The following is a 20,997-nucleotide window of genomic DNA, read 5'->3' on the forward strand; positions in this document are numbered from 1 at the left end:
CCGGCTGGTGCCGCCGCTACGGCTCAGCCGGTGAACGCGAAGTAGGCGCGGTACTGGAATCCGTTGTCGAGGGTGAGGACGAACTCGCGGCAGGTGCCGGCCCAGGACGGGTCGGTCTTCCACGGGTAGTTGTACTGGCCGTTGGCGTTGACCGACATCGCCGACCCGCCGGGGTTGCGGGCGGCGACCGGCGTCGGTCGGGGGGTGACGGCGCCGTCCGGGCCGACGGTGCGGAGCGTGTCGCAGTCGACCAGCCGGGAGTAGGGCGAGCCGCTGGCCAGGATGTCCAGGCCCCGGTTGGCGGCGAGCTTGAACCGCATCGGTACGGCGTCGCCGGCGACGACGGTGTTGAGAGCCGGTTGTGCGGCCCGGTCGAGGAAGTCACCGCGGCAGGACGGGTGGGTGTCGAACGCCTCGGTGTTGTCGTCCCGGTTGGTGGTGCCCTGGACGGCGCTGTGGCCCAGACCGCGGCGGGCGAAGGAGGCCCAGATGGTGCAGGCGTTCTCGCCACCGGTGAGGGCGGCGTCGGCGGCGATGATGGCGTCGCGGCCGACCACGAAGCCGGGGCCGCAGCCCTGCATCTTGAGGCCGTCGATGACCAGTTGCAGGGCGAGGTTGTTGCCGCCGGTGTGCCAGGGTTCGTAGACGTTCGGGTTGAACCCGTGCCGGTCGACGAGGTTCCAGGTCAGGTCCCACAGCATCGCGGCCCAGCCGTGGCCGATGCCGTGCGGTGCGGCCAGCGAGGTGCCGTCCAGCCAGCCGCCGGTCTTGATGCTGTCGTAGGTGAACGGCTGGATCTCCATGTTCCGCGAGTACGGCCGGGGCCGGATCCCGCCGCCCACCCGGCTGTCCTGGAACAGCGCGTACTGGCCGTAGCCGCGCGCCTGCTCCGGATCGTCGATCGCCGGGTTGAGCAGCGAGACGATCGCGAGGAAGTCGCTCCAGCCCTCCCCCATCTGCTCGTTGCCGGTGAGGCAGTTGACCGTCGGGCCACCGGTCAGCCGGTTGGAGACCCCGTGGCCGTACTCGTGGAAGATCGTTTCCGAGCGGAACGAGGCGTCCCGCATCGCCGGGCGGGCCAGGTTGCGGTGCACCCGGCCGGTGGCCGGCAGTCCCGCCTTGATGCCGGTGCCGTCGGCCTGGCTCACCATGACCGCCGGAATGCCGACCGCCGGGTTCATCGAGCCGCTCATCACCACCGGCGCGGTGGCGACGTTGTTGACCACCACCACCGCGGTGGCGCCCGCGGCCTCGGCGTTGACCACCTGGGTGTGGTAGTTGCACGCGCTGCTCCGGTCGACGACGGCGATCGCCCCGGCCGGCAGGGTGTAGGCGGTGCACCCGTCACCGGTGGTTCCGACGCCGTCGTCGGCCGGTACCAGCTGGCCGGTGAAGCCGGCGCTGGTGGGCACGGGGGTGAACCGCGCGTACTCCGCCTCGTAGGTGCCGGCGGCGGAACCGGCGTCGATCGTCACCGCGTTCGGCAGGCCGAACTGGTTGCCCGGCCAGAGGAACATCTGCATGCGCGGGCGGCCGCCGTCCAGCGCCGGGGTGGAGAAGTTGGCGTTGTTCTGGCCGGACCCGTCGTGCGCCTCGCACTGCACGTCGTCGCCGCCGGTGCCGCCGCGGCCGTAGTTGTTGACCTGGAAGTTCCCGGACGCCTCGTCGAAGCCGTACCGGTAGGTCAGGTCGTGGACCATGTTGCACCAGTAGAACTGGTTCACCACCGCGGCCTGCCGGTAGGTCTGCGGGTGTTCGTTGAGGTCGGCCGGGAAGTTGAAGGTCAGGGTGGCGCCGCCGTCGGCGGAGCTGCCCGGGTCGACCTGGTTGTTGGCGTCCCGGTCGGTGTAGGCGTGCGCGTTGTTGCCCCGGGTGGTGGTGTGCTCGGCGCCCGGGGCGCCGTCGGTGTCGTGCCAGCCGTACGGCGACGCGGTGCCGTCCGCCGGGTTGGTCACCACGGTCTGCGGGCCGTCGTTCGGGTCCCCCTTCGGGAACTCGAAGACGCGGTAGCTCGATCCGTCCGCCACCGGGTTCGGCGGGCTGACCCGGGCGGCCGGGATGCTCGTGGTGGCGATAGTCGTGGCCGGGGCCTCCCGGCGGCCCAGGGTGGCGGCGAGGTCGGCCGGGGCGTCCTGGTGGGTCCAGTCGTCGGCGCCCAGCAGTTCGCCGGTCTCGGCGTCCACGGTGGCGTTCCACAGGTGCACGTCGGTGGCGTCGTCGATCACCAGCTGCCAGGCCAGCCGCAGCCCGTCGGCGGTGGGCTGCCAGCCCAGCCGGGCGGGGATGGGTTGGTCGGAGATGCCGCCGCCGGAGACGACGGTGCGCCGGGCCGGGCCACCGGCGCGGCTCATCACCCGCGCGTTGGCCGGGTCGGCGAGGTCGAGGCCGTCGGCCGCCGCGGCCACCGCCTCGACCGGATCCAGGAACGCGGTCCCGGAGGGGTTGTCGGACAGGCCGGTGACCAGGCTGTCGCCGACGAAGACGACGCTGCCGTCGCGGGCCACGTTGACAGTGGCGGTGGCGCCGAAGACCTCCAGATCCTGGTAGCGCTGGGCCAGGTTGACGTGGGTGACGCCGTTGTGCCGGCTGGTGTAGCTGGAGGCCACCGCCAGGTCGGTGAGGTCGCCGGCGCGCACGCCGTACTCGGCCGGGTGCGCCCGCAGGTAGGCCATGGCGATCTCGGTCGGGGCACCGTCGGTGGGGCCGGTGAGGAAGGCCGGCCTCGCTGGCTCGGCCTGGTCCGGGTCGGCGCCGGCGGGGGTCGCGGTGAGCGATGTCAGGGCCGCGACGAGGGTCGTGGACAGCAGGATCGCGGTGTTTCGGCGACCGCGCGATGGACCGGAACGGAGGGGCACCGCTGCTCCCTTCGGGGGTTGGAAAGACAGCATTGAGCGCCGGCTCACGACCGCCGCGGCGGTCCGCCGCGCTCGTCGGCGGCGCCCGCGCCCGGTGATCACGGTGAGTGGCCGGCCGGGTGCGGGGTGAATTGCATCGACGCTACGGGGCACCCCACGGCCGTTCATCCGACGAGTGGCGAAACATTTCCGGCGGCGGGTCCTACGCCTGTCGCGGCCGACCGGCCCGGTCCGGGCCCGGGCCGGTCGGACCGGCGACCGATGTGGACACGGCGTGGCGCCGGGCCGGGAGTTCTCGCCCGCCCCGGCCGCGATGAAATTCGCATTCGGCAGCGCCCGTCAGCGCAGCCGGTACGCGGTGGGAAGGGTCTGCTTCACCGTGTTGCCCCCGCTGTCGGTCGCGGTGATCCGCAGCCCGACGCCCTCGGCAGCCTGCTCCCGGTTCGGGTGCTTGATCTCCGCGGTGAAGGTGTTCCTACCGGCGGCCCGGGTGGTCGCCGGGTGCCAGCTCCGGCCACCGTCGAAGCTGGCCTCGACCCGCAGCGTGGTCACCGTGGGCGGGGCGGTGAGCCGTTCCTGGTAGTAGCCGACCACCGTGATCCGGTGGGCGCGCCCGGCCCGGGCCGTGTTGTCCAGGGCCAGACCGAGGTCGTACCGCAGGAAGATCAGCGGCTCCGGCCGGCAGGCGCTCTCGTTGCCGCCGAGCACGTCGCCCATGCACGGCTGCGACTCCGGGGAGTCCCCCTCGGTCGGCTTGTCGGAGGTGTACTCCCACACCGTCCTGACCCCGTTGGTCTCCGCCTCGAACGTGTACCGGGCCGATTCCGCCGGCAGGTCGTAGCCGACGACGTCCCCGCCGACGGAGCAGCCGAGGGCGAACACAGCCGCGGTCACCAGCGCCGCGACGGTCCCCTTCCGGCGCCGCGACGACGGCACACTCGTGTTCATCGCGTTGGTCTCCTTACCGGTGTCGACGGTCATCGCCGACCCCCGAGGATGGAATCCGGCGTGTTGCCGGTGCTGCCGAAACCGAACGTGACCCGCTGCAGGCGACGCTCGATCTCGTCGCCGGACTGGTCGAGCAGCCTGAAGTCACAGGCTGGCGCCTCGCAGGCCGGAGATCCGAAGTAGACCTCCGCGATACCGGTGTCGTTGACGATGCCGATCATCGCCTGGCGGGCCCCGCCGCTGCCGGTGAGATAGAAGGTCGGGTAGAAGGTGTCACCCTGCCGGCAACCCGAGCAGAGCATGCCGGTCTCGACCGTGAAGCCGGACCTGGTCCGCACCTGCGGCACCGCCCCCGGCACGGTCGGCCCCGTGTTCCAGTGCAGCTTGTTCCGGCCGCCGAGGACCACGTCCTGCGTCTCGCTGCCGCCGGCACCGAGAATGCCGGCTCCGGCGTGCTCGGCCCACCCGGTGCCGTAGCGGTTGATGGCGTCGCCCTGCCGCTTCACGAACGTGGTCAGGGTCTGTTGGGTGGTGGTGAGCGGCAGGTTCAGGGCGTACCCGGCCGCACCGGACTTCGCCTGCTGCAGCCAGGTGAGGTCGGTGACCTCGCCGGGCCGGTCGGCGTGGAAGTAGTGGTCGACCCGGTCGAAGTCCCTCGTCCTGGCCCGGTACGGCAGGTTCGACGGGATCTGGCCGTCGGTGCCGAACGCGGCGCTGTAGACCGTCGGGGTGACGCTGCCACCGAGCACGACCTGGACGTTGCGCGAGCCGGCCGTGAGCCGCCTGATCAGGCGGTCCGCCTCGGCGTACGGCACGGACACGATCGGCAGCGCGGCGTACGGCTGCACGGCCGGGCAGCTCTGCGGCCCGTCCGCGCACTGGGTGCTCTGCGCGGGAACGGCGCCCAGCGAGGTGAGGCCCGGTGCCGCGACCAGTACACCGACGGCGCCGGCCGTGGCGGCCGCCGCGACCCGCTCGTCCCGCAGGCGCGGGAAGTCACAGGTCGTCTCGCAGATGTCGGTCGGCGTGAGCAGCACCAGCTTGCCCCGGGCGTCGACCGTGGCGAGGTCGGCGGCGGACCCGGTGCCCGCGTGGACCACCGGCACCGTCCCGCGGGTCGGCAGCCGGGGAACCGCGACGCTGATGTCCCGGCCGGCCGTCGTCTCGTTCTCCTGCCACTGCTGCTGCCCGACGGGGATCGAGACGTCCGGGGTGTGGTAGCGGGCGGGCAGGCCGAAGGTGGGACCGGCACCGACCACCCGCATGGTGACCGTCGGCGTGGTGAGCACGCCGTAGGTGTCGTGGGCGAGGGTGCCGGTGCGCACCTTGCCGGTCGGCAGCGCCCACCAGTTCGGCTCGTCGGCGCCGTATCCGGCCCGGAGCTCCGCCGTCATCCCCCACGCGCCGGTCGCCGAGAGCCGCTCGAAGTAGCTGTACGCGTCGTACGTCTCGGTCGCCACGGGCGCCTGCACCCGCACCGGCTTGGCCTTGCGCAGGTCCAGCGTGACAGTGGTGGCCTTGGTCAGCCGCACCTCCGCCACCGCCGGGATGGCGGTGTGCCACTCGCCGGCCCGGTCCTGCCACTCCACCGCGACGGCGGCCGAGTAGACGCCACCGAAGAGCGGCGCCGTCATGGTCTCCGCGCCGTCCATGCCGACCGGGCCGTCGTGCAGCAGCACCTGGTCGTCGACCGGCAGGAAGACGGCGTTGCCGTACCGGACGGTGGTGGCGCCCGTGGGCGGGACGACGTTCACGGTCAGCGCGAACCGCTCGGGCTCCAGGAAGGTGTTGACCCGGGTGGTCGCCCGCAGCGTGCCCGTCGCGTCGTGGGCGTTCAGCAGGCCGGTGTAGCGCCCGAAGACCCCGTCCGTGCCGAGCACCCGGCCGTCGACGGTGACCGCCACCTCGGCCGATCCGTTGCCAGGCACGACCACCTCGTCGCCGCTGAGGGTGAACAGGCCGGCCGGAGCGGGCCGCTCGCCGGAGGAGATCGACGTGGTGAGCTTCAACGTGATCGGCTGGTCGGTGTGGTTGGTGTACGTGACCTTCTTGACCTGCGGCGAGTGCGGGTAGGCCAGCCGACCGAAGCTGAGGTTCCCGGCCGCGATGATCGTCGGGTCGACCGCGGTGCCGACGTTGACCCGGCCGACACCCTGGGCGTACACGTCGTGCCCCAGGTCGGTGGCGGTGCCCATCAGCAACGCCTTGATCTCCTGGCCGGTCATGCCCGGGTGCTGCTGGGCGATGAGGGCCGCGGCGCCGGCCACGTGCGGGGTGGCCATCGAGGTGCCGCTGGCGGTGGTGTAGTGCTCGTCCACCACGGTGCCCATCGCCGTGCCGGCGGCGCGGGCCGCGACGATGGCGACGCCCGGAGCCGCGATGTCCGGCTTGGCGGCGCCGTCGCCGACCCGGGGACCGCGGCTGGAGAAGTCGGCCATCGCGTCCTCCTTGTCGACCGCCGCCACGGTCAGGGCCTCGTCGGCGGCGCCCGGGGCGCTGACCGTCCCGCTCTGCGGGCCGTTGTTGCCGGCCGCGACCACGAACAGCGTTCCGGTGTCGCGGCTGAGCTGGTTGAGCGACTCGCTCATCGGGTCGGTCCCATCGGTGGCGCTGCCACCGATGCTCATGTTGACCACCTTGGCGCCGGAGTGGGCGGCCCACTCCATACCCGCGATGATCGCGTCGAGGGCGCAGGACCCGCCGTCGTTGCAGATCTTGCCGACCCGCAGCTGGGCGCCGGGGGCGACGCCCTTGCGCAGCCCGTCGGACGCCGCTCCGGTGCCCAGGATGGTGGCCGCCACGTGGGTGCCGTGTCCGTGCCCGTCCCGGGGGCCCTGGGGGTTGCCGCTGAAGTCGATCTGCTCGACGATCCTGCCGGCCACGTCCGGGTGGTTGGGGTCGATGCCGCTGTCCAGCACCGCCACCGACACGCCGGTGCCGTCGTACCCGCGGCTCCAGGCGATGTTCGCGCCGATCTGCGGTACGGAGGACTCCAGGCTGATCCGGGCCAGCTCGTTCAGCCACACCTTCTTCACGCCGGTCAGGGAACCGGCGGCCCGGGCGGCGGCGGCGCCGGGGGCGGTCTTGCCCCGCACGTCCTGCCACCAGCGGCCGTCGCCGGCGATGGCCATCGAGCGGCCGTTGATGCTCCGCAGCGCCTTGCCGTCGGTCGCCCCGGCGACCCTGCGCGCCTGCTCGGCCGCGGCCTTGCCGGTGTAGGTGACCAGCACCGGCACCTCGCCGACCCGGCCCGACGCGACGAGCGTCGCCAGCTTGGTCAGGTCGAACAGCCCCCAGTCGAGCACTCCGTTGCCGAGCAACGAGAGGGCGTCGTTCGGCACGACGTGCACGCTGCCCATCCGGGTGAGGGTGTGGAACACGACGTCGGATCCGTCGGGCCGGGGGACGCTCTCGATGTCCCGGACGACCGGCTTGCCGGCGGCGTTGATGCCGACGTACACCTTGTCGCCGGTGACCAGCGTCAGCGGGAGGGTCGCGCCGGACGCGGCGACGACCCGCAGCAGGTCGTCGTTGGCGGTCACGGTCACGTTCTTCTTCTGCGGGACCTCGGGCATCGGCGCCTGCCGGATCGGCTCGGACGCGTGCGCCGCCGTGGTCGACACGACCATCGCGAAGATGGCCAGACCAGCGGTCGCCGCGCCCAAGCGTCGCCCGAGACGCCTTGTTGCCGGGCTTCGCCTCATCTCTCAGCTCCTGCCATTCTGCGGTTACAGATGTGCGGGGGTGTGCGGGTGGGCGCGGGACGTCGTCCGGCGCCTCGGTGCCCGCCACGGCTTGTGGCCGGGCGAGCCGGGTCGGGTCGGGCGCGGTCCGGTGGGACGGCGCGGTCGTGGGCGATCAGGGTCCGGCCATGGGCCTCCTCGCTAGAGCGGTTCGTACTCGCCAGCCACGTCGGCACCGGCCGCCCCCTCGGCGGTCGGTGCGTCTGCCGGGGTCTCCGGCGGTCCTGCCGGTGCCAGGTCGTCCTGCGCACGACGGGCCGGCTCGGCGGGGACACCGGCCGGTTCGGGCGTCGGCGGATCGGTGGGCAGCATGGGGAAAAGTGTGGGATCGGCCCCGCCGCCGGCTCGATTGGTCAAACGCGGTATTTAAATCCGTCGCTCGCTCGGGCGCTGTTTCGTCGTGACCGGCGAGCTCGACGAATTTATTCGTCGCCCGCCGGCGGCCGGCCCTGCTCGACCAGACCCAGCTCCACGACCCGGATCGCGAGGGCCGTCCGCGACGTCACGCGCAGCTTCCGCATGGCGGACTTCAGCTGGCTGGCCACCGTCTGCGTCGACACCACCAGCGCGTCGGCGATCTGCCGGTTGGTCCGGCCGCCCACCAGCAGGCGAGCCACCTCCAGCTCACGCGGGGAGAGCTGGTTGCCGTAACCCGGCCGGCCACGCCCGCGTGCCACCGGGGCGCCCCACCCGTGCTCGTGCAGGAACCGGACCACCCGCTCGGCGTCGTTGTGCGCGCCGAGTGCCGACAACGCCCGCGAGACCTCGGAGAGCATCGCCAGGCCGGCGTCGCGCCGGCCGGCGGCGACCAGGCAGCGGGCCTGGTGCTCCCGGGCCAGCAGGGCGTCGTACGGGCGCGGCATGGCCTGCCACGCGGCTGCCGCCCGGGCGTAGAGCGCCGCGGCGCGGGCCGGCTGACCGCCGGCTTCGGCCAGGATCGCCCGGCACCCCACCAGGGACGCCTGCGGCGCCGGGGCGTCCTTGTCGCCGACGGCCCGCGCGAACGCGGCCGCCAGGTCGGTGGCGTGACCGAGCCGGCCGGCGACCGCCAGCGCCGCCACGCGTACCGGGGCGATCTCGGTGGCCCGGGGCCAGATACCACTGCGGATGGCGATGTCGGCCGGCTCCTCGGTGATCCGCAGCGCCTCGTCGACGTCACCGTCGCGCAGGTAGAGCTGTGCCAGCGCGGCGGCGGCCTCGATGCGTTGCTGGTCGTCGCCCCCGGCGAAGCGCAGCCGCTGTTCGGCTTCCGCCCGTTCTCCGGCGGCGAGCTGCATCAGCCCCGCCACGAGGGCGGCCTCGCACCGGTCCTTGTGCCGCACCCCGTCGTCGTCGCCGACCAGCGCCGCCGCCCGGTCGGCCAGCCCGTCCCAGGCGCCGGTGAACCAGTCCAGGTGGGTCCGGGTCGAGGCGATGCTGCCGAGGTGGCCGAGGAACTGGTGGCTGTCGGCGAGGGCCAGCGCCCTGGCCAGCCGCGCCCTGGCCTCCTGGTACCGGCCCCACCGCATCGCCGCCTCGGCGACGTTCGTCTGGCCGATCGCCAGCAGCGCCGCCTCCCGCGGGCTGGCGGTGTCGTCCGGAATCCGCCGGGCCTCGGTCCACCCGGCCTCCTCACCGAGCATGAGCAGCGCGAATGCGCGTTCCAGGAACAGCCGCAGCCGTTCGTGGGGCGCGATCGACGGCGCCACGGCGGGCGCCTCGTAGAGCCACCGCAGGTGCTCGGCGGCCGGCCGCGCGTCGCCCAGGGGTATGGCGAGGAAGATCCGGGCCCGCGCCGCCTCCAGCGAGTCCGGCGAGAGGTACGGCAGCGCCTCCGCGATCTCGAGCCGGCCCGCCTCCATGGCGCCGGCCACCATCAGCACCCGGCCGAGCTGGAAGCGGACCAGCGCCTGCTGTTCCGGCGTCAGCGCCCGGGCCCGCAGGGCGGTCCGCAGCGATTCGATGACCTTCGAGTACGGGTCGGCACCGGGCAGGGACTGGAACTGGATCTTCGTGACGAGCCGCACCAGCGGCTCGGCGGGCAGCGCCACCGTGGTCACCAGGTTGTGCAGCAGCAGGGCCGAGGTGGCCACGTCACCGGACTGCGTGGACAGGTCGGCCGCCTGCTCGGTGTACCGGCACGCCGCCTCGACCTCGCCGGCCTCCCGGAAGTGCCGGGCCAGCTGCGCCACCGGCGGCACCGCCGACTCCGCCAGCGCCCGCCCCGCGCGCAGGTGCAGGACCCGCCGCTCCTGGACCGGGATGGCCTCGTAGACGGCCCGGCACGCCAGCGAGTGCCGGAACGACCACTGCCCGCGCCCGTCCTCGCGCAGCAGGCCGCAGCCCAGCGCCTCGGCCACCTGGGCACCGGCCCGGGCGTCGGGCAGCCCGGTCACCGCGTGCAGGATCGCGTAGTCGGCCGGATCGGCGAGCACCGCGGCCGCGTAGAGGACGCAGCGGGTGTCGGGGCGCAGCCGCCCGACGCGTTCCAGCACGGCGTCGCGGATGGTGGGCGGCACCTCGATGTGGTCCAGCCGGCGGCGGGCCCACGCACCGTCCTGGCGGATCAGGTCGGCCCGGTCGTGCATCAACCGCACCGACTCCTCCACCGCCAGCGGTACGCCCTCGGTGCGGGTGTGCAGGAAGGCCGCGAACTCGGCCGAGACGTGCTCGTCGGCGAGCATCGAGGAGACGATCGCGGCGGTCTCGTCGACCCCCAGTGGCTTCAGTGTCAGCCTGACCAGGTGCGCGTCGGCCGGCAGCCGGGAGGAGAGCCGCAACAGCAGCGAATCCGGCGGCAACTCCTCCGGCCGGTAGGTGAGCACCACGCTCACCGGCTGCGGTCGGCGGGAGACGAGGAACAGCAGGAACTCCAGGGTCGCCTCGTCGGCCCAGTGCACGTCCTCCAGGGCCAGCACCGCCACGTCCAGCCGGCTGAGCAACTCGACGAAGGCCCGGAACAGCCGGTGCCGGGCCGCTGTCGCGTCCTCCAGCGGCTCCGGCGCCGGCGGCAGGTCGGCGGCCCACTCGGGGAACAGCGGGCGCAGCGCGCCGGCCAGGCCGCTGAGCCGCAGCCCGGACACGCTGCCGACGCCCTCGCGCACCGCGTCCACCACCGCGCCGAGCGTGTACGGCTCGCGCAGCGGCGGGCAGGCCCCGACCAGCGCGCGCCGCCCACGCGGCCCGGCGCGCCCGTCCGGCCGGCGCGGCTCGGGGCGGGTCCGCTCGGCCGAGGAAGCCAGGAACTCCCGCAGCAGCCGGGTCTTGCCGATGCCGGCCTCCCCGTCGAGCAGCACCACCGCCGGCGGCCGGTCGAGCGCCTCACCGAGCGTGGCGAGTTCGCGGTCCCGCCCGACGAACCGCGGCACGGAAAGCGTTGGAAGTTTAACGACGTCGATGTCGGCCCGCCTCATCAACGCCCGCCCCCTCCCGGTCGATCACCGGTTCGGGGCGATTCTCGCGCGATGGTCGGGTTGATGTCCAACAATTCCTATGCGGTCCACTTGGTGAGACTCAGCGGATCTGTCACCCGTCGCCGACGCGTACATATTCGGATATGACGCGCAAATAACTTGACTTTTACCCTTCCCCCGGCGGGCGGTGAATCCATTGTGGATGCAGTACGCGGGACTGCGGTTCTCGGCCGACACCCCGCCTCGCCGGCGGCCGGCGGCCACGCCGTCGGCGGCTCACCGATCGGGAGCAGCCGTGGCGGCGAGGACCGACCGAGAAGCGGCGACAAATGTCGCAGCCCTCCGTTCCTCCGCTCCCATTAGCGGTATTCGTCGCGGCGACCGGCGCCATCGGTACCGCCCGCCGCGACCGCGCTAATCGGCAGCGACAATACCGGCGCCCGCGGCCGGCGGAGATCGGTGAGGCACTCGGCGAGAACTCCGGCCGGGCTCGTTCCTCGTCGACTCCAGCGCCCGCCCCCGGTTCCCGGCCGGGTGCCGCGTGCTCCTCGGCGGTGGCGCCCGCGACGACGACCGCGGCGCACGGGCTACGGGATCGCGCATCCGCGGCGGCCGGGCGTGCCGCCGTGGTGCCGGCCCGGATCAGGCGGGCGCGGCCAGCCGGCCCGCCGCCGACAGCCGGCGGACCACCTCCCGGTGCGGGACGGCGTGGCTGGTGCGACCGCCGACACCGGTGGTGGTGACGGCGGCGAAGAGCGAGTTGAGCAGGGCCTCCTCGACGGAGTCCAGGACGGCGGCGAAGACCGGGTTGATCTCTGCGTCGGGGATCGGCGGCTGGTCGGGCGGGGCCGTGCTGACCGCGATCGCGTAGTCGCCACTGCCGTTGCTGTACGCCGCGCCGACCCGGCCCATCGCGAAGACCGCCCGCCGGGCGAGCCGGCCGAGCTGCCGGGCGTCCAGCGGCACGTCGGTGGCCACCACGATCATGCACGAGTTGCCGGGTGGTTCGGTCCGGTCGGCGTCCGGGACCAACTCCTCCACCGGCAGCGGGACGCCGAGCACGGTCAGCACTCCACCGAAGTTGGCCTGGACGAGGGCGCCGACGGTCGCCGGGCGGCCGGCCACCCGGACCGCCCGGGACGAGGTGCCGATGCCGGCCTTGTAGCCGAGCGCCGTGGTGCCGGCGCCGGCCCCGACGCAGCCCTCGGCGGGCGGGCCGGCGGACGCTTCGGCGACGGCCGCCAGCACGTGTTCCACACCGACCGGGCGGCGGCGGATGTCCGACAGGTGCCCGTCGTTGGTCTCGCCGACCAGGGGGTTGAACGACAGCCCGTCCGGCCGGCGGTCCATCAGGTAGCCGAGCAGGGCGTCGGCGGCCCGGAACACCGACAGCGTGGCGGTCAGGACGATCGGCGACTCCAGGACGCCGAACTCGTCCACCTGGGTGGAGCCGACGAGCTTCCCGTGGCCGTTGCCGGTGTGGACAGCGGCCGGCAGGGTCCACCGCCCGGGGCCGAGCTGGCTCGGTACGACGGCGGTGACACCGGTGTGCAGGCCGGCCCCGTCGTCGATGGTGCGGTGCCCGACCAGGATCCCGGCGACGTCGGTGATCGCGTTGTGCGGCCCGGTGGGCAGCGCTCCGACGACGACGCCCAGGTCGCGGGCCCGGCGGCTCGGCTGGCTCATGATGCTCCCGTCGTCGTGGTGACCGTGCGCCGATGCGCACCGGCGGACGCCCTCCCGGCCGTCGACGGAGGCCACGTCGGCTCCCGCCTCCCGGTGGGAGGGCACCCGCACGCCGGCAGGGTCCCGGTTTCCCGGTGGCTCAGCCGCAGTTGCCCCAGCTGTACCGGCCGGCGCCCTGCCAGCTGGTGAAGTACAGCACCTCACCCTCGTACATCACGCACGTGTCCCGGGCCGAGCGCTGGATCGCGGCGTAGTACTTGAAGTTCCCGGAGTCCCGGACCCAGGAGCCGCCCTCCACCCGGATGCCGGCGCGAACCCCGGTCGTCGAACCGACGGCCACCCGCTTGAGGGTGGCGACGCAGTTGTACCCGCTGGCGCTGTTGTACATCAGGTAGACGTCGCCCACCTTGGTGCCGTCCGACGCGTAGATCGACCGGTGGCCGTCACTGGCGTAGGCCCAGGAGCCACCGAAGTCGTTGTTGCAGGCCTGTGCCGCGGTGAACGGGTTCGTCGCGGCCTGCGCCGGCGACGCGAGCGTCACCGCCGCGACGGTCGCGGCGAGAATCGAGATGGCCAGTCGACGCGCTGGTCCACGCACACGTTCCTCCAGATGCTCCGGCGCTCAAGATCGCGCATGTGAGCCGCCATGATCCCACAGTGGAGGCCGGCCAGGATCAGGGGTGAGCCGGTAGCGGTCGGAAAGCGTCCGAACTCGTTGCGCCCGGACGATACCTAGAACTACTATGCATCAGAGTTCTAGGGTTTGGTACGGGGAGGTCTCGTGCGGGTCACCAAGGATCTCGTCGCCGCCTCGGCGACGCCGATGGTGCTGGGCATCCTGGCCGAGGGCGAGAGCTACGGCTACGCCATCCTGCGACGCATCAACGAACTCTCCGGTGGCGAACTGGACTGGACCGAGGGACTGCTCTACCCACTGCTGCACCGGCTGGAGCGCCTCGGGCACGTCGAGTCGAGCTGGCAGTCCGTCGCCGGGGAGCGACGGCGCAAGTACTACCGCATCACCAGGAGCGGCCTGGCCGAGCTCGCCGAGCAACGCCGCCAGTGGGACACCGTCGTGGGCGCGCTCAAGCAGGTCTGGCGCGGCTCCGGTGAGATCCGGCCGTTCACCGCGATCCCGCTGGAGGGCCCGGCATGACAGCCATGGACGGCCAGAGCGGACTGGAGGCCCAGTTCGCCCAGTGGCGGCAGCACGTGGAACGCCGCTCGGAGCTGCAACGGTCCGACGCCGACGAACTCGAGGACCACCTCCGGGGCTCGGTCGACGAGCTGATGGCCATCGGCCTTCGGCCCGACGAGGCGTTCCTGGTCGCCGTCAAGCGCATGGGCAGCCTGAACGACCTGTCCCGCGAGTTCGCCCGGGAGCACTCGGAGCGGCTCTGGAAACAACTGGTGCTGACCGGCGGGACGGACGGTCCGGTGGTGACCGCCCGGGGCCGGCGCGACCTGCTCGCGGTGGTCGTCTGCGCGGCGGGCGCGGCGGCCTCCGTCAAGGTCCCGGAGCTGTTCGGGATGAGCTTCGAGCGCGACGGCGCCTTCTACGCGACCAACCTCAGCCTGTTCACCCTGCCCTGGCTGGCGGCGTTCCTGGCCTGGCGCCGGCACGCCAGCAGGGCGCTGATCGGGGCGCTGGTCGCGCTCTTCGCGGTCGGCGCGGTGGCGGCCAACGCCTATTCCCTCGCGGAGGACTCCCAGTCGGTGGTCCTGACCGGCATCCACCTCCCCATCGCGCTCTGGCTCGTGGTCGGCCTGGCGTACGTGGCCGACGACCTGCGCTCGTCACGCCGACGGATGGACTTCATCCGGTTCACCGGCGAGTGCTTCATCTACTACGTCCTCATCGCCCTCGGCGGCGGGGTGCTGACCGCTTTCGTGTTCGGCACCTTCGAGGCCATCGGGATCTCGCCGGAGGGCTTCGTCTCGCGGTGGCTGCTGCCCTGCGGCGCGGCCGCCGCGGTGGTGGTGGCCGGTTGGCTCGTCGAGGCCAAGCAGAGCGTGGTCGAGAACATCGCCCCGGTGCTGACGCGGCTGTTCACCCCGCTGTTCACCGCCGTGCTGCTGGCCTTCCTCGCCGCCCTCGGCGGCAGCGGGACCGGCATCAACGTGGAGCGGGAAGCGCTGATCCTGTTCAACCTCCTGCTGGTCGTGGTGCTGGGGTTGCTGCTCTACTCGATCTCCGCCCGCGACCCGCTGGCCCCACCCGGCCTCTTCGACAAGCTGCAGTTCGCCCTCGTGGTCAGCGCCCTGGTCATCGACGTGCTGGTGCTGCTGGAGATCACCGGGCGCATCACCGAGTACGGCACCACGCCCAACAAGGCGGCGGCCCTCGGCGAGAACGTCATCCTGCTGGTCAATCTCGCCTGGTCCGCGTGGCTGGTGCTGGGCTTCGTCCGGCGCCGCACCCCGTTCTCGGCGATCGAACGCTGGCAGACCGGCTACCTGCCGGTGTACGCCGTCTGGGCCTGGGTGGTGGTCCTGCTCTTCCCGCCGTTGTTCGGCTTCCGCTGACCGGCCGGAGCCGGCCGCCCCGGAAAGCCCGCGCACGGCCCGTGGGGCGGTGCGCGGACGGCCGTCCGTCGGCCGTGGACCGTTGACGACGGTATCCGCCTGCTCTAGGGTCCTCCGATAACGGTCCTGGCCGTAATCTTCACAGCTACGGGCGTCCTCAGGACCGACCAGTCGGAAGGATGCACGATGTCGGGAAGTCTCTCGCGACGAGCCGTCCTCGCCGGTATCGGCGCAGTAACGGCAGGAGCCGTATTCCCCCGGGCGGCCCACGCCGCAGCCGCTGACGACCTCGCCGACCCGCTCCGCGTGGCGATCAGCGACCTCGGCCCGGCCTCCCGGGTACTCAACTTCGGCAACGGCGTCCGGGTCGGCAACGAGATCTGGTTCGCCACCCGCCAGATCCTGCCCACCCGGGTCGCCGCGTACGACCTGACCGAGCGCCGGATCACCAAGACCGCGCTCATTCCCGGCGTGCCCGGCATCTGGGGCATCGACGCCGTCGGCACGGACGTCTTCGTCTCCTCGTACTCCCCCGGCCTGCTGTTCCGGGTGGACACCCGCACCCTCGACGTGACCCAGGTGCTCGACCTCCGCGAGGAGGTCGGCTGGACCACCAAGGCCTCGCCCGACGGCAAGGTCTTCGTCGGCACCTACCCCTCCGCCCGACTCTGGGAGTACGACCCGGCGACCGGCCGCGCCACCGACCACGGCCGGATGGACCCCGACGAGACCTACGTCCGCGACCTGGTGGCCACCGACACCACCGTCTACTGCGGCATCGGCTCCCACGCCGGGCTGGTCGCCTACGACCGGGCCAGCGGCACCCGGACCGACATCCTCCCGGCCGAACTGCGCGACCGCACCTTCGGGGCGGTCTGTCACCTGGCCGGCGACCACCTCGTGGTGGGCATCTCGCCCACCGCCGAGGTCCTGGTGGTCGACACCCGGGACCACAGCCGCCACCAGATCCTCAAGACCCCGAACGACTCGTTCGTCGTCGGCATCACCAGCCGGGGTGACGAGATCTTCTACACCACCCGCCCGAGCGGGTCGCTCTACCGCTTCCGGCTCGGCGACAGCGCGCCGACGCTGGTCGGGGTGCCGGTGGCGGAGGCGTCGAACGTGCGGCTCGGCTTCCTCGACGACGGCCGGCTCTGGGCCGTGCAGGGCGCCGGCGGGATCCTCTACGACCTGGACACCCGCGCCACCGAGGCGCTGGACATGAGTTCCCCGGACCTCGCCCCGACCCCGGAGCGGCCGATGTCGCTCTGCCACGCCGGGGACCGGATCGTCGTCGGGGGCACGCTCGGCGTGCAGGTCGTCTCCACCGAGGTCGACCCCGCCTTCCCCAGCTACCGGGTGCCCTTCGGCGGTGAGGCCAAGGACATGGAGGCGTACGGCGGCGTCGTGCACATGGGCGTCTACACCCTGGCCCGCTACCTCACCCTGCCCACCGGCGGCCGGGAGGTGACCGAGGTGGCGCGGGTCGACGCGGGCCAGGAGCAGACCCGGCCCACGTCGTTGACCGTCGACCCGCGCCGGGGCCTGGTGCTGATGTCCACCGAGCCGGATTACGGCCGCTGGGAGGGCGCCCTCAACATCTGGGACGGCCAGCGGTTCCGCAGCTGGCGGGGGATCCTGCCGGACCAGACCGTGCAGGCCGTCTGCCCCGACCCGCACGGCGTGTTCCTGGGCGGCAGCATCATCAACGGCTACGGCACCACCCCGACGACCAGCCGGGCGAAACTCGGCTACTTCGACTACCGCACCGAGCGGCTGGCCTGGCTCGTCGAGCCGACCGCGGCGGGGGTGATCGTCGACCTCAAGCTGATCGGCCGGGTGCTGGTCGGCGTGACCCGTGACGGCGAGCTGTTCGCCCTGGATCCGCGCACCCGGGAGGTGCTCTGGCGGGTCGACGTCGGCACGGTCGGCGGGAAGCTGGCGGTGATCGACGACCGGATCTTCGGCACCGACGGGGGCCGGCTGTGGACGGTCCGGGTCAGCCGCCGGGAGCCGACGCCGAGCGTGCTCGCCGAAGGGCTCAACCAGAACTGGTTCGGCGCCCCGGAGGTGGTCACCGACGGCGTGCGCAGCCTCTTCACCACCCGGGGCGTCAACCTGATCCGGGTCGATCTGGGCTGACCGGGGGATCGGTGCCCCGGGTGCGCCGCAGGACAGGGGTGTGGCGCGCCCGGGGCCCGCTCTTTCCCGTACGCCGGGACGCCTCGCCGTCACTCGCGCGGCCGCCGGTGCGGCCGGGGCCGCCGCGCGTCAGCCCGCGGGCGGCGGCCGGGAAGCCCTCAGGCCCGCACCGCGTCGATGGCCTTCTTCAGCGCGCGGGGAGCGGTCGGCTTGCGGGGCGCGTTCTTCATCATGTCGGCCAGCCGCGCACCGAGCGCCTGCAACTGGTCAGCGCCGACACCGGCCCGAAGCTTGGGGAACCACTCCTGTTCCTCCTCCTCGATGTGGTGGGTGACCACCTCGATCAGGACCATGGTCTTGGCTTCGAAGTGCTCGTCGTCGGGGCTCATCATGGCGAGTTCGAAGCTGAGCACGTCGGCGACGTGGTGCTCCTCGTAGGACTCCAGCACCGTCTCGTTGAGGTCGGGCAGCAGCCGGCGCGCCTCGGGGTACACGCACTCGTTCTCGACGTAGGTGTGCACGGTCAGGGCCTCGATGATCTGGTTGACCACCTGGCCGCGCCTGCGCGTGTCGGATCCGGCGTCCTGGAATTCCTGGAACAACCCGCGGATCTTGCGGTGATCCTCGACGAGCAGGTCGATGGCGTCGGTCGGCATGAGGCTCCCTCGGGCGACTGTCCTGGCGTCTCAGAGCCTAGGACGGGCCGGGCCCGCCGCGCCGAGGTATCGATGACTCCGGATGCCCGCGCGGCGACCCCGAACCAACCGTGCCGGACGGTGGAGCCCGGACGGCGGACGCACCAGGGCGGACGGCCGGGGCGGGCGCGAACCGGGCCGGCGGACCGGGGTGGATCCGCCGTGGGCATTCCGCGCCACCTGACGTCGGATGCCGGCGACTGCCGCGAACACGTCAGGAGATGGTGATTTGCCGACGCGTGCTGCACTGTGGAGGTTCCCCGGCGTCGAGCGTCGGCGGTCGGGCAACCGCGGGGCGGAGGGTGCGATGGACAGCCGTGCGAGGCGGAGAATCCGGTGGGGGGCGGTCGTCGCGGCGGTGGTCGGCCTCGCCGGCCTGTCCGTCGGGGCCGTCGAGCTCACGCGGGTCTTCCTGGGCCAGCCGCTGGACGTCCAGGCGAACACCGCCGACGTGGTGAGCATGGTCGTGGCGGTGGTCGCCCTCGCCGTCGGCGTGGTCGGCGTCGTCCTCACCGGCCGACAGCTCCGGCAGCGGCCGCCCGAGTCCGGGGAGTCCCGCACCGTCCCGCAGACGCAGATCATCAGCGCCAGCGCACCCGGCGCCGCCGCGTACGGGGCGATGAACGGCGACGTGATCCACCACCAGTTGCCGCCTCGCCGCTCCGGCGACGCCACCGGCCCGGAAGCGTGAGGCGGAGCCGGTGACGCGGGCGGGCGCTCCGGACGACCCGGCCGCCACCCCGGCGCCGCGGCAGGAGGTCCACGCGGACGGCGCAGCGTTCCGGGCGACCGCCGACGTCGCCCGGGCCTCGGTGGCGGCCGCGTGGTGGCGGACCGGCGCGCTCGTGCACACCGTCCTGCGCCCCGGACTGGTGAACGACCGCTGGCGCGGCTGACCTCTGCCCCGTTCGAGGCAGGCCCGACCCGGTGCGGTCGACGCGCGGGCGAACGGGGCGCCCCGGTGCATAGGATCGGTGGATGCCACCGCCACCTGGGCCAGCCCGTTGACGGGCCGCGACGAGCCGGCCCGCCCTGGCCTGGCACCCGGCGCCCGCTCACCGGCGGGCACCCTGTTCGCGGCCCTGTACGGCGAGCTGACTCGCCATCCCTGGCGCGACCCGGACAGCGCGCTGGATCCGTACTTCCTGTTCCACGAGCGGTCGCTCGCCATGGGGTGGCTCGACGGCGCGGCGGCCGGGGACACCGGCGACCCGGCCCTCCGGGCGGCTGGCCTGTGGGGCATGAACGACGCCGGGGAGGATCACCCGCTCGCCGCACCCGGGGCGTCCCTGGTCGCGTGGTTCCAGGTGGGCGCCGAACCGGTGCCCGGTGACCGTCCGCTGCCGGTGCAGCCGTTCCTGCGCTGCGCCGGCGACGCGGTGGCGCGGATCGGCGCGCTGAGGTTGCGGGCGGTGCAGGTGTTGCTGCCCGTCCAGGGCCTGGCCAGCGCGGCGCGTCCGGAGCCCGCGTTGATGCCGTCGCTGCTCAGCGCCGGCTGGTTCCGCGACGCTGATCCGCGGTCGAGGACGCGGGTGCGGGTCACGCTGGACAGCGGCCAGGCACCGTCCATCCCCTCGGCGGCGCCGCGGATGCGGGAGTGGCTGGGCCGGCTGGACCAGGACGTGTTCCGGTGCGAGTCGTTGTCGCTGGCCGACCACGACCCGCTGACCCGGCGGCCCCCGTTCGACGACGGCTTCTGGACCGGCCCGTCCCGGCACCGGGCGACCTTCCACGGGACGCTCGCCGAGTGGTCGCTGGACGCGCTCGGCTGGCTGGGCGCGTTCCTCGCCGACCTGAGCGCCCGGCAGGGGATCGGCACTCCGCTGCTGCTCACCGCCAGCCGGTCATGACCGCCGGCGCCCGGTGCGCCAGCACCGCCCCGGCGCACCGCCCGGGTCGGCATCGCGCAGGGACGAGCCGCCGCAGCTCGGCCGAGAACCAGTCGACGGCCAGCGCCACGCTCCGGTCGTCCGATTCCTGGCCGCCCTTCGACCGACCCGACCGGTATCCGGCCGGGAACGCCGGAACGGCCCGTTCGTCGCGGTCAGCGGGCGACGACGGGCCGTCCGGAGTCGGACCGCGGGAAGCGAACGGTCGCGCGGGTCAGAGGTCGTCGGGCCGGGCACCACCGACCTCCGCGGCAAGCGGGGTCAGGCATGGTCGCGGTCGTAACGGGAATCGGGGTGCCGCGACCGGCACGGACGGAGGAGGCGGCCCATGACGGACCCATCGCGCACCGGGTCGGACGACGCCCGCGCGGACGGCGGCTTCGCCGTCGTGGAGCTGTTCACCTCGCAGGGCTGCTCGAGCTGTCCACCGGCCGAGGAGGTGCTGACCGACATCGAGCGCGACGCCCGGGAGCGGGCACTACCGGTCTTCGCCCTCGGCTTCCACGTCGACTACTGGGACTACCTCGGCTGGCCCGACCCGTTCGCCGACGCGGCGTACACCAGGCGGCAGGAGGCGTACGCCCGGGCCCTCGGCTCCGGACGGCTGTACACCCCGCAGATGGTCGTCAACGGCACCGTCGAGTTCGTCGGGTCCGACCGACGGCGGGCGGCGGACGCGATCGCGTCCGCCCTGACGGCGGCGCCCGGCGCGCCGCTCGTACTGTCGGTCGAGGACTCCCCCGACGGCGGCCGGGTGGTGGTGGACTACCAGACCCCCGGCACCGCGGAGCCGGCGGTGCTGAACGTGGCGGTGGTGGAGCGCGGCCTGGCGAGCGACGTCGCCCGGGGTGAGAACGCCGGACGGACGCTGCGGCAGGACAACGTGGTACGCGCCTTCCGGTCGGCCCGGCTCGACAGCGAGCGGGGACGGGTGGAGCTGGCGGTGCCGCCCGACCTCGACCGCCGGCAGGCGTCGGTAATCGGCTACCTCCAGCACGACGGCGACCGGGCAGTCGTCGCCGCCGCGGCCGTGGAGGTGTCCGCGCCGGCCCGATGAGCGTCACGGCGGGCAACCTCCGCGCCTGACGGGGTACGCCCCGGGGTGGCCGCGCTCCCCGCGA

14 protein-coding genes are annotated in these 20,997 nt (G+C 73.2%); 7 read left to right on the forward strand and 7 right to left on the reverse strand.

What is annotated here, in order from left to right; translation table 11 throughout:
* Positions 1 to 23 precede the first annotated feature (23 nt).
* The 6 genes from Q3W71_RS15500 to Q3W71_RS15525 all read right to left on the reverse strand — a co-directional run bounded on the left by Q3W71_RS15500 (position 24) and on the right by Q3W71_RS15525 (position 13,222).
* Entirely contained in the window at positions 24 to 2,855 is a 2,832-nt protein-coding gene (locus tag Q3W71_RS15500; protein WP_302920021.1) for a M36 family metallopeptidase, read from the reverse strand.
* Positions 2,856 to 3,194: 339 nt separating this feature from the next.
* Positions 3,195 to 3,836, reverse strand: coding sequence for a hypothetical protein (locus Q3W71_RS15505; RefSeq protein ID WP_302920022.1), 642 nt, complete (start codon positions 3,834 to 3,836; stop codon positions 3,195 to 3,197).
* On the reverse strand, positions 3,833 to 7,432 hold the full coding sequence (locus tag Q3W71_RS15510) for a S8 family peptidase (RefSeq protein WP_302920023.1): 3,600 nt from the start codon (positions 7,430 to 7,432) through the stop codon (positions 3,833 to 3,835). Before Q3W71_RS15510 ends, Q3W71_RS15505 begins: the two co-directional genes overlap by 4 nt.
* A 536-nt stretch (positions 7,433 to 7,968) precedes the next feature.
* The gene (locus Q3W71_RS15515; protein ID WP_302920024.1) at positions 7,969 to 10,893 is read right to left on the reverse strand and encodes an AAA family ATPase; all 2,925 of its coding nucleotides are present in this window, start codon (positions 10,891 to 10,893) and stop codon (positions 7,969 to 7,971) included.
* A gap of 687 nt (positions 10,894 to 11,580) precedes the next feature.
* A complete protein-coding gene (locus Q3W71_RS15520) occupies positions 11,581 to 12,735 on the reverse strand; it encodes a P1 family peptidase (RefSeq protein ID WP_302920025.1) in 1,155 nt (384 codons plus the stop codon).
* Positions 12,736 to 12,763: 28 nt separating this feature from the next.
* The gene (locus Q3W71_RS15525; protein ID WP_302920026.1) at positions 12,764 to 13,222 is read right to left on the reverse strand and encodes a hypothetical protein; all 459 of its coding nucleotides are present in this window, start codon (positions 13,220 to 13,222) and stop codon (positions 12,764 to 12,766) included.
* A 183-nt stretch (positions 13,223 to 13,405) separates the two neighbouring features.
* Here Q3W71_RS15525 and Q3W71_RS15530 point away from each other — a divergent pair, with 183 nt between their 5' ends.
* From Q3W71_RS15530 to Q3W71_RS15540, 3 genes are all read left to right on the forward strand, one after another.
* Complete coding sequence (locus tag Q3W71_RS15530) at positions 13,406 to 13,780, forward strand: PadR family transcriptional regulator (protein ID WP_302920027.1); 375 nt, start codon at positions 13,406 to 13,408, stop codon at positions 13,778 to 13,780.
* Complete coding sequence (locus tag Q3W71_RS15535; protein WP_302920028.1) at positions 13,777 to 15,150, forward strand: permease prefix domain 1-containing protein; 1,374 nt, start codon at positions 13,777 to 13,779, stop codon at positions 15,148 to 15,150. The genes Q3W71_RS15530 and Q3W71_RS15535 overlap by 4 nt, the downstream gene beginning before the upstream one ends.
* 306 nt (positions 15,151 to 15,456) lie before the next feature.
* The gene (locus tag Q3W71_RS15540) at positions 15,457 to 17,292 is read left to right on the forward strand and encodes a hypothetical protein (protein WP_302920029.1); all 1,836 of its coding nucleotides are present in this window, start codon (positions 15,457 to 15,459) and stop codon (positions 17,290 to 17,292) included.
* A 158-nt stretch (positions 17,293 to 17,450) separates the two neighbouring features.
* On the opposite strand, the gene Q3W71_RS15545 is transcribed toward Q3W71_RS15540, so the two are convergent.
* The gene (locus tag Q3W71_RS15545; protein WP_302920030.1) at positions 17,451 to 17,948 is read right to left on the reverse strand and encodes a hemerythrin domain-containing protein; all 498 of its coding nucleotides are present in this window, start codon (positions 17,946 to 17,948) and stop codon (positions 17,451 to 17,453) included.
* A gap of 346 nt (positions 17,949 to 18,294) precedes the next feature.
* Here Q3W71_RS15545 and Q3W71_RS15550 point away from each other — a divergent pair, with 346 nt between their 5' ends.
* The 4 genes from Q3W71_RS15550 to Q3W71_RS15565 all read left to right on the forward strand — a co-directional run bounded on the left by Q3W71_RS15550 (position 18,295) and on the right by Q3W71_RS15565 (position 20,933).
* On the forward strand, positions 18,295 to 18,678 hold the full coding sequence (locus Q3W71_RS15550; protein ID WP_302920031.1) for a hypothetical protein: 384 nt from the start codon (positions 18,295 to 18,297) through the stop codon (positions 18,676 to 18,678).
* 10 nt (positions 18,679 to 18,688) lie between these two features.
* Positions 18,689 to 18,883, forward strand: a complete 195-nt coding sequence (locus Q3W71_RS15555) for a hypothetical protein (RefSeq protein WP_302920032.1) — start codon at positions 18,689 to 18,691, stop codon at positions 18,881 to 18,883.
* A 78-nt stretch (positions 18,884 to 18,961) separates the two neighbouring features.
* Positions 18,962 to 19,837: a hypothetical protein gene (locus Q3W71_RS15560; protein ID WP_302920033.1), complete on the forward strand. Its 876-nt coding sequence runs from the start codon at positions 18,962 to 18,964 to the stop codon at positions 19,835 to 19,837.
* 367 nt (positions 19,838 to 20,204) lie between these two features.
* Positions 20,205 to 20,933, forward strand: a complete 729-nt coding sequence (locus Q3W71_RS15565; RefSeq protein WP_302920034.1) for a thioredoxin family protein — start codon at positions 20,205 to 20,207, stop codon at positions 20,931 to 20,933.
* Positions 20,934 to 20,997: the final 64 nt, after the last annotated feature.

It is taken from the genome of Micromonospora sp. C28SCA-DRY-2, assembly GCF_030519475.1.
GTDB lineage: Bacteria > Actinomycetota > Actinomycetes > Mycobacteriales > Micromonosporaceae > Micromonospora.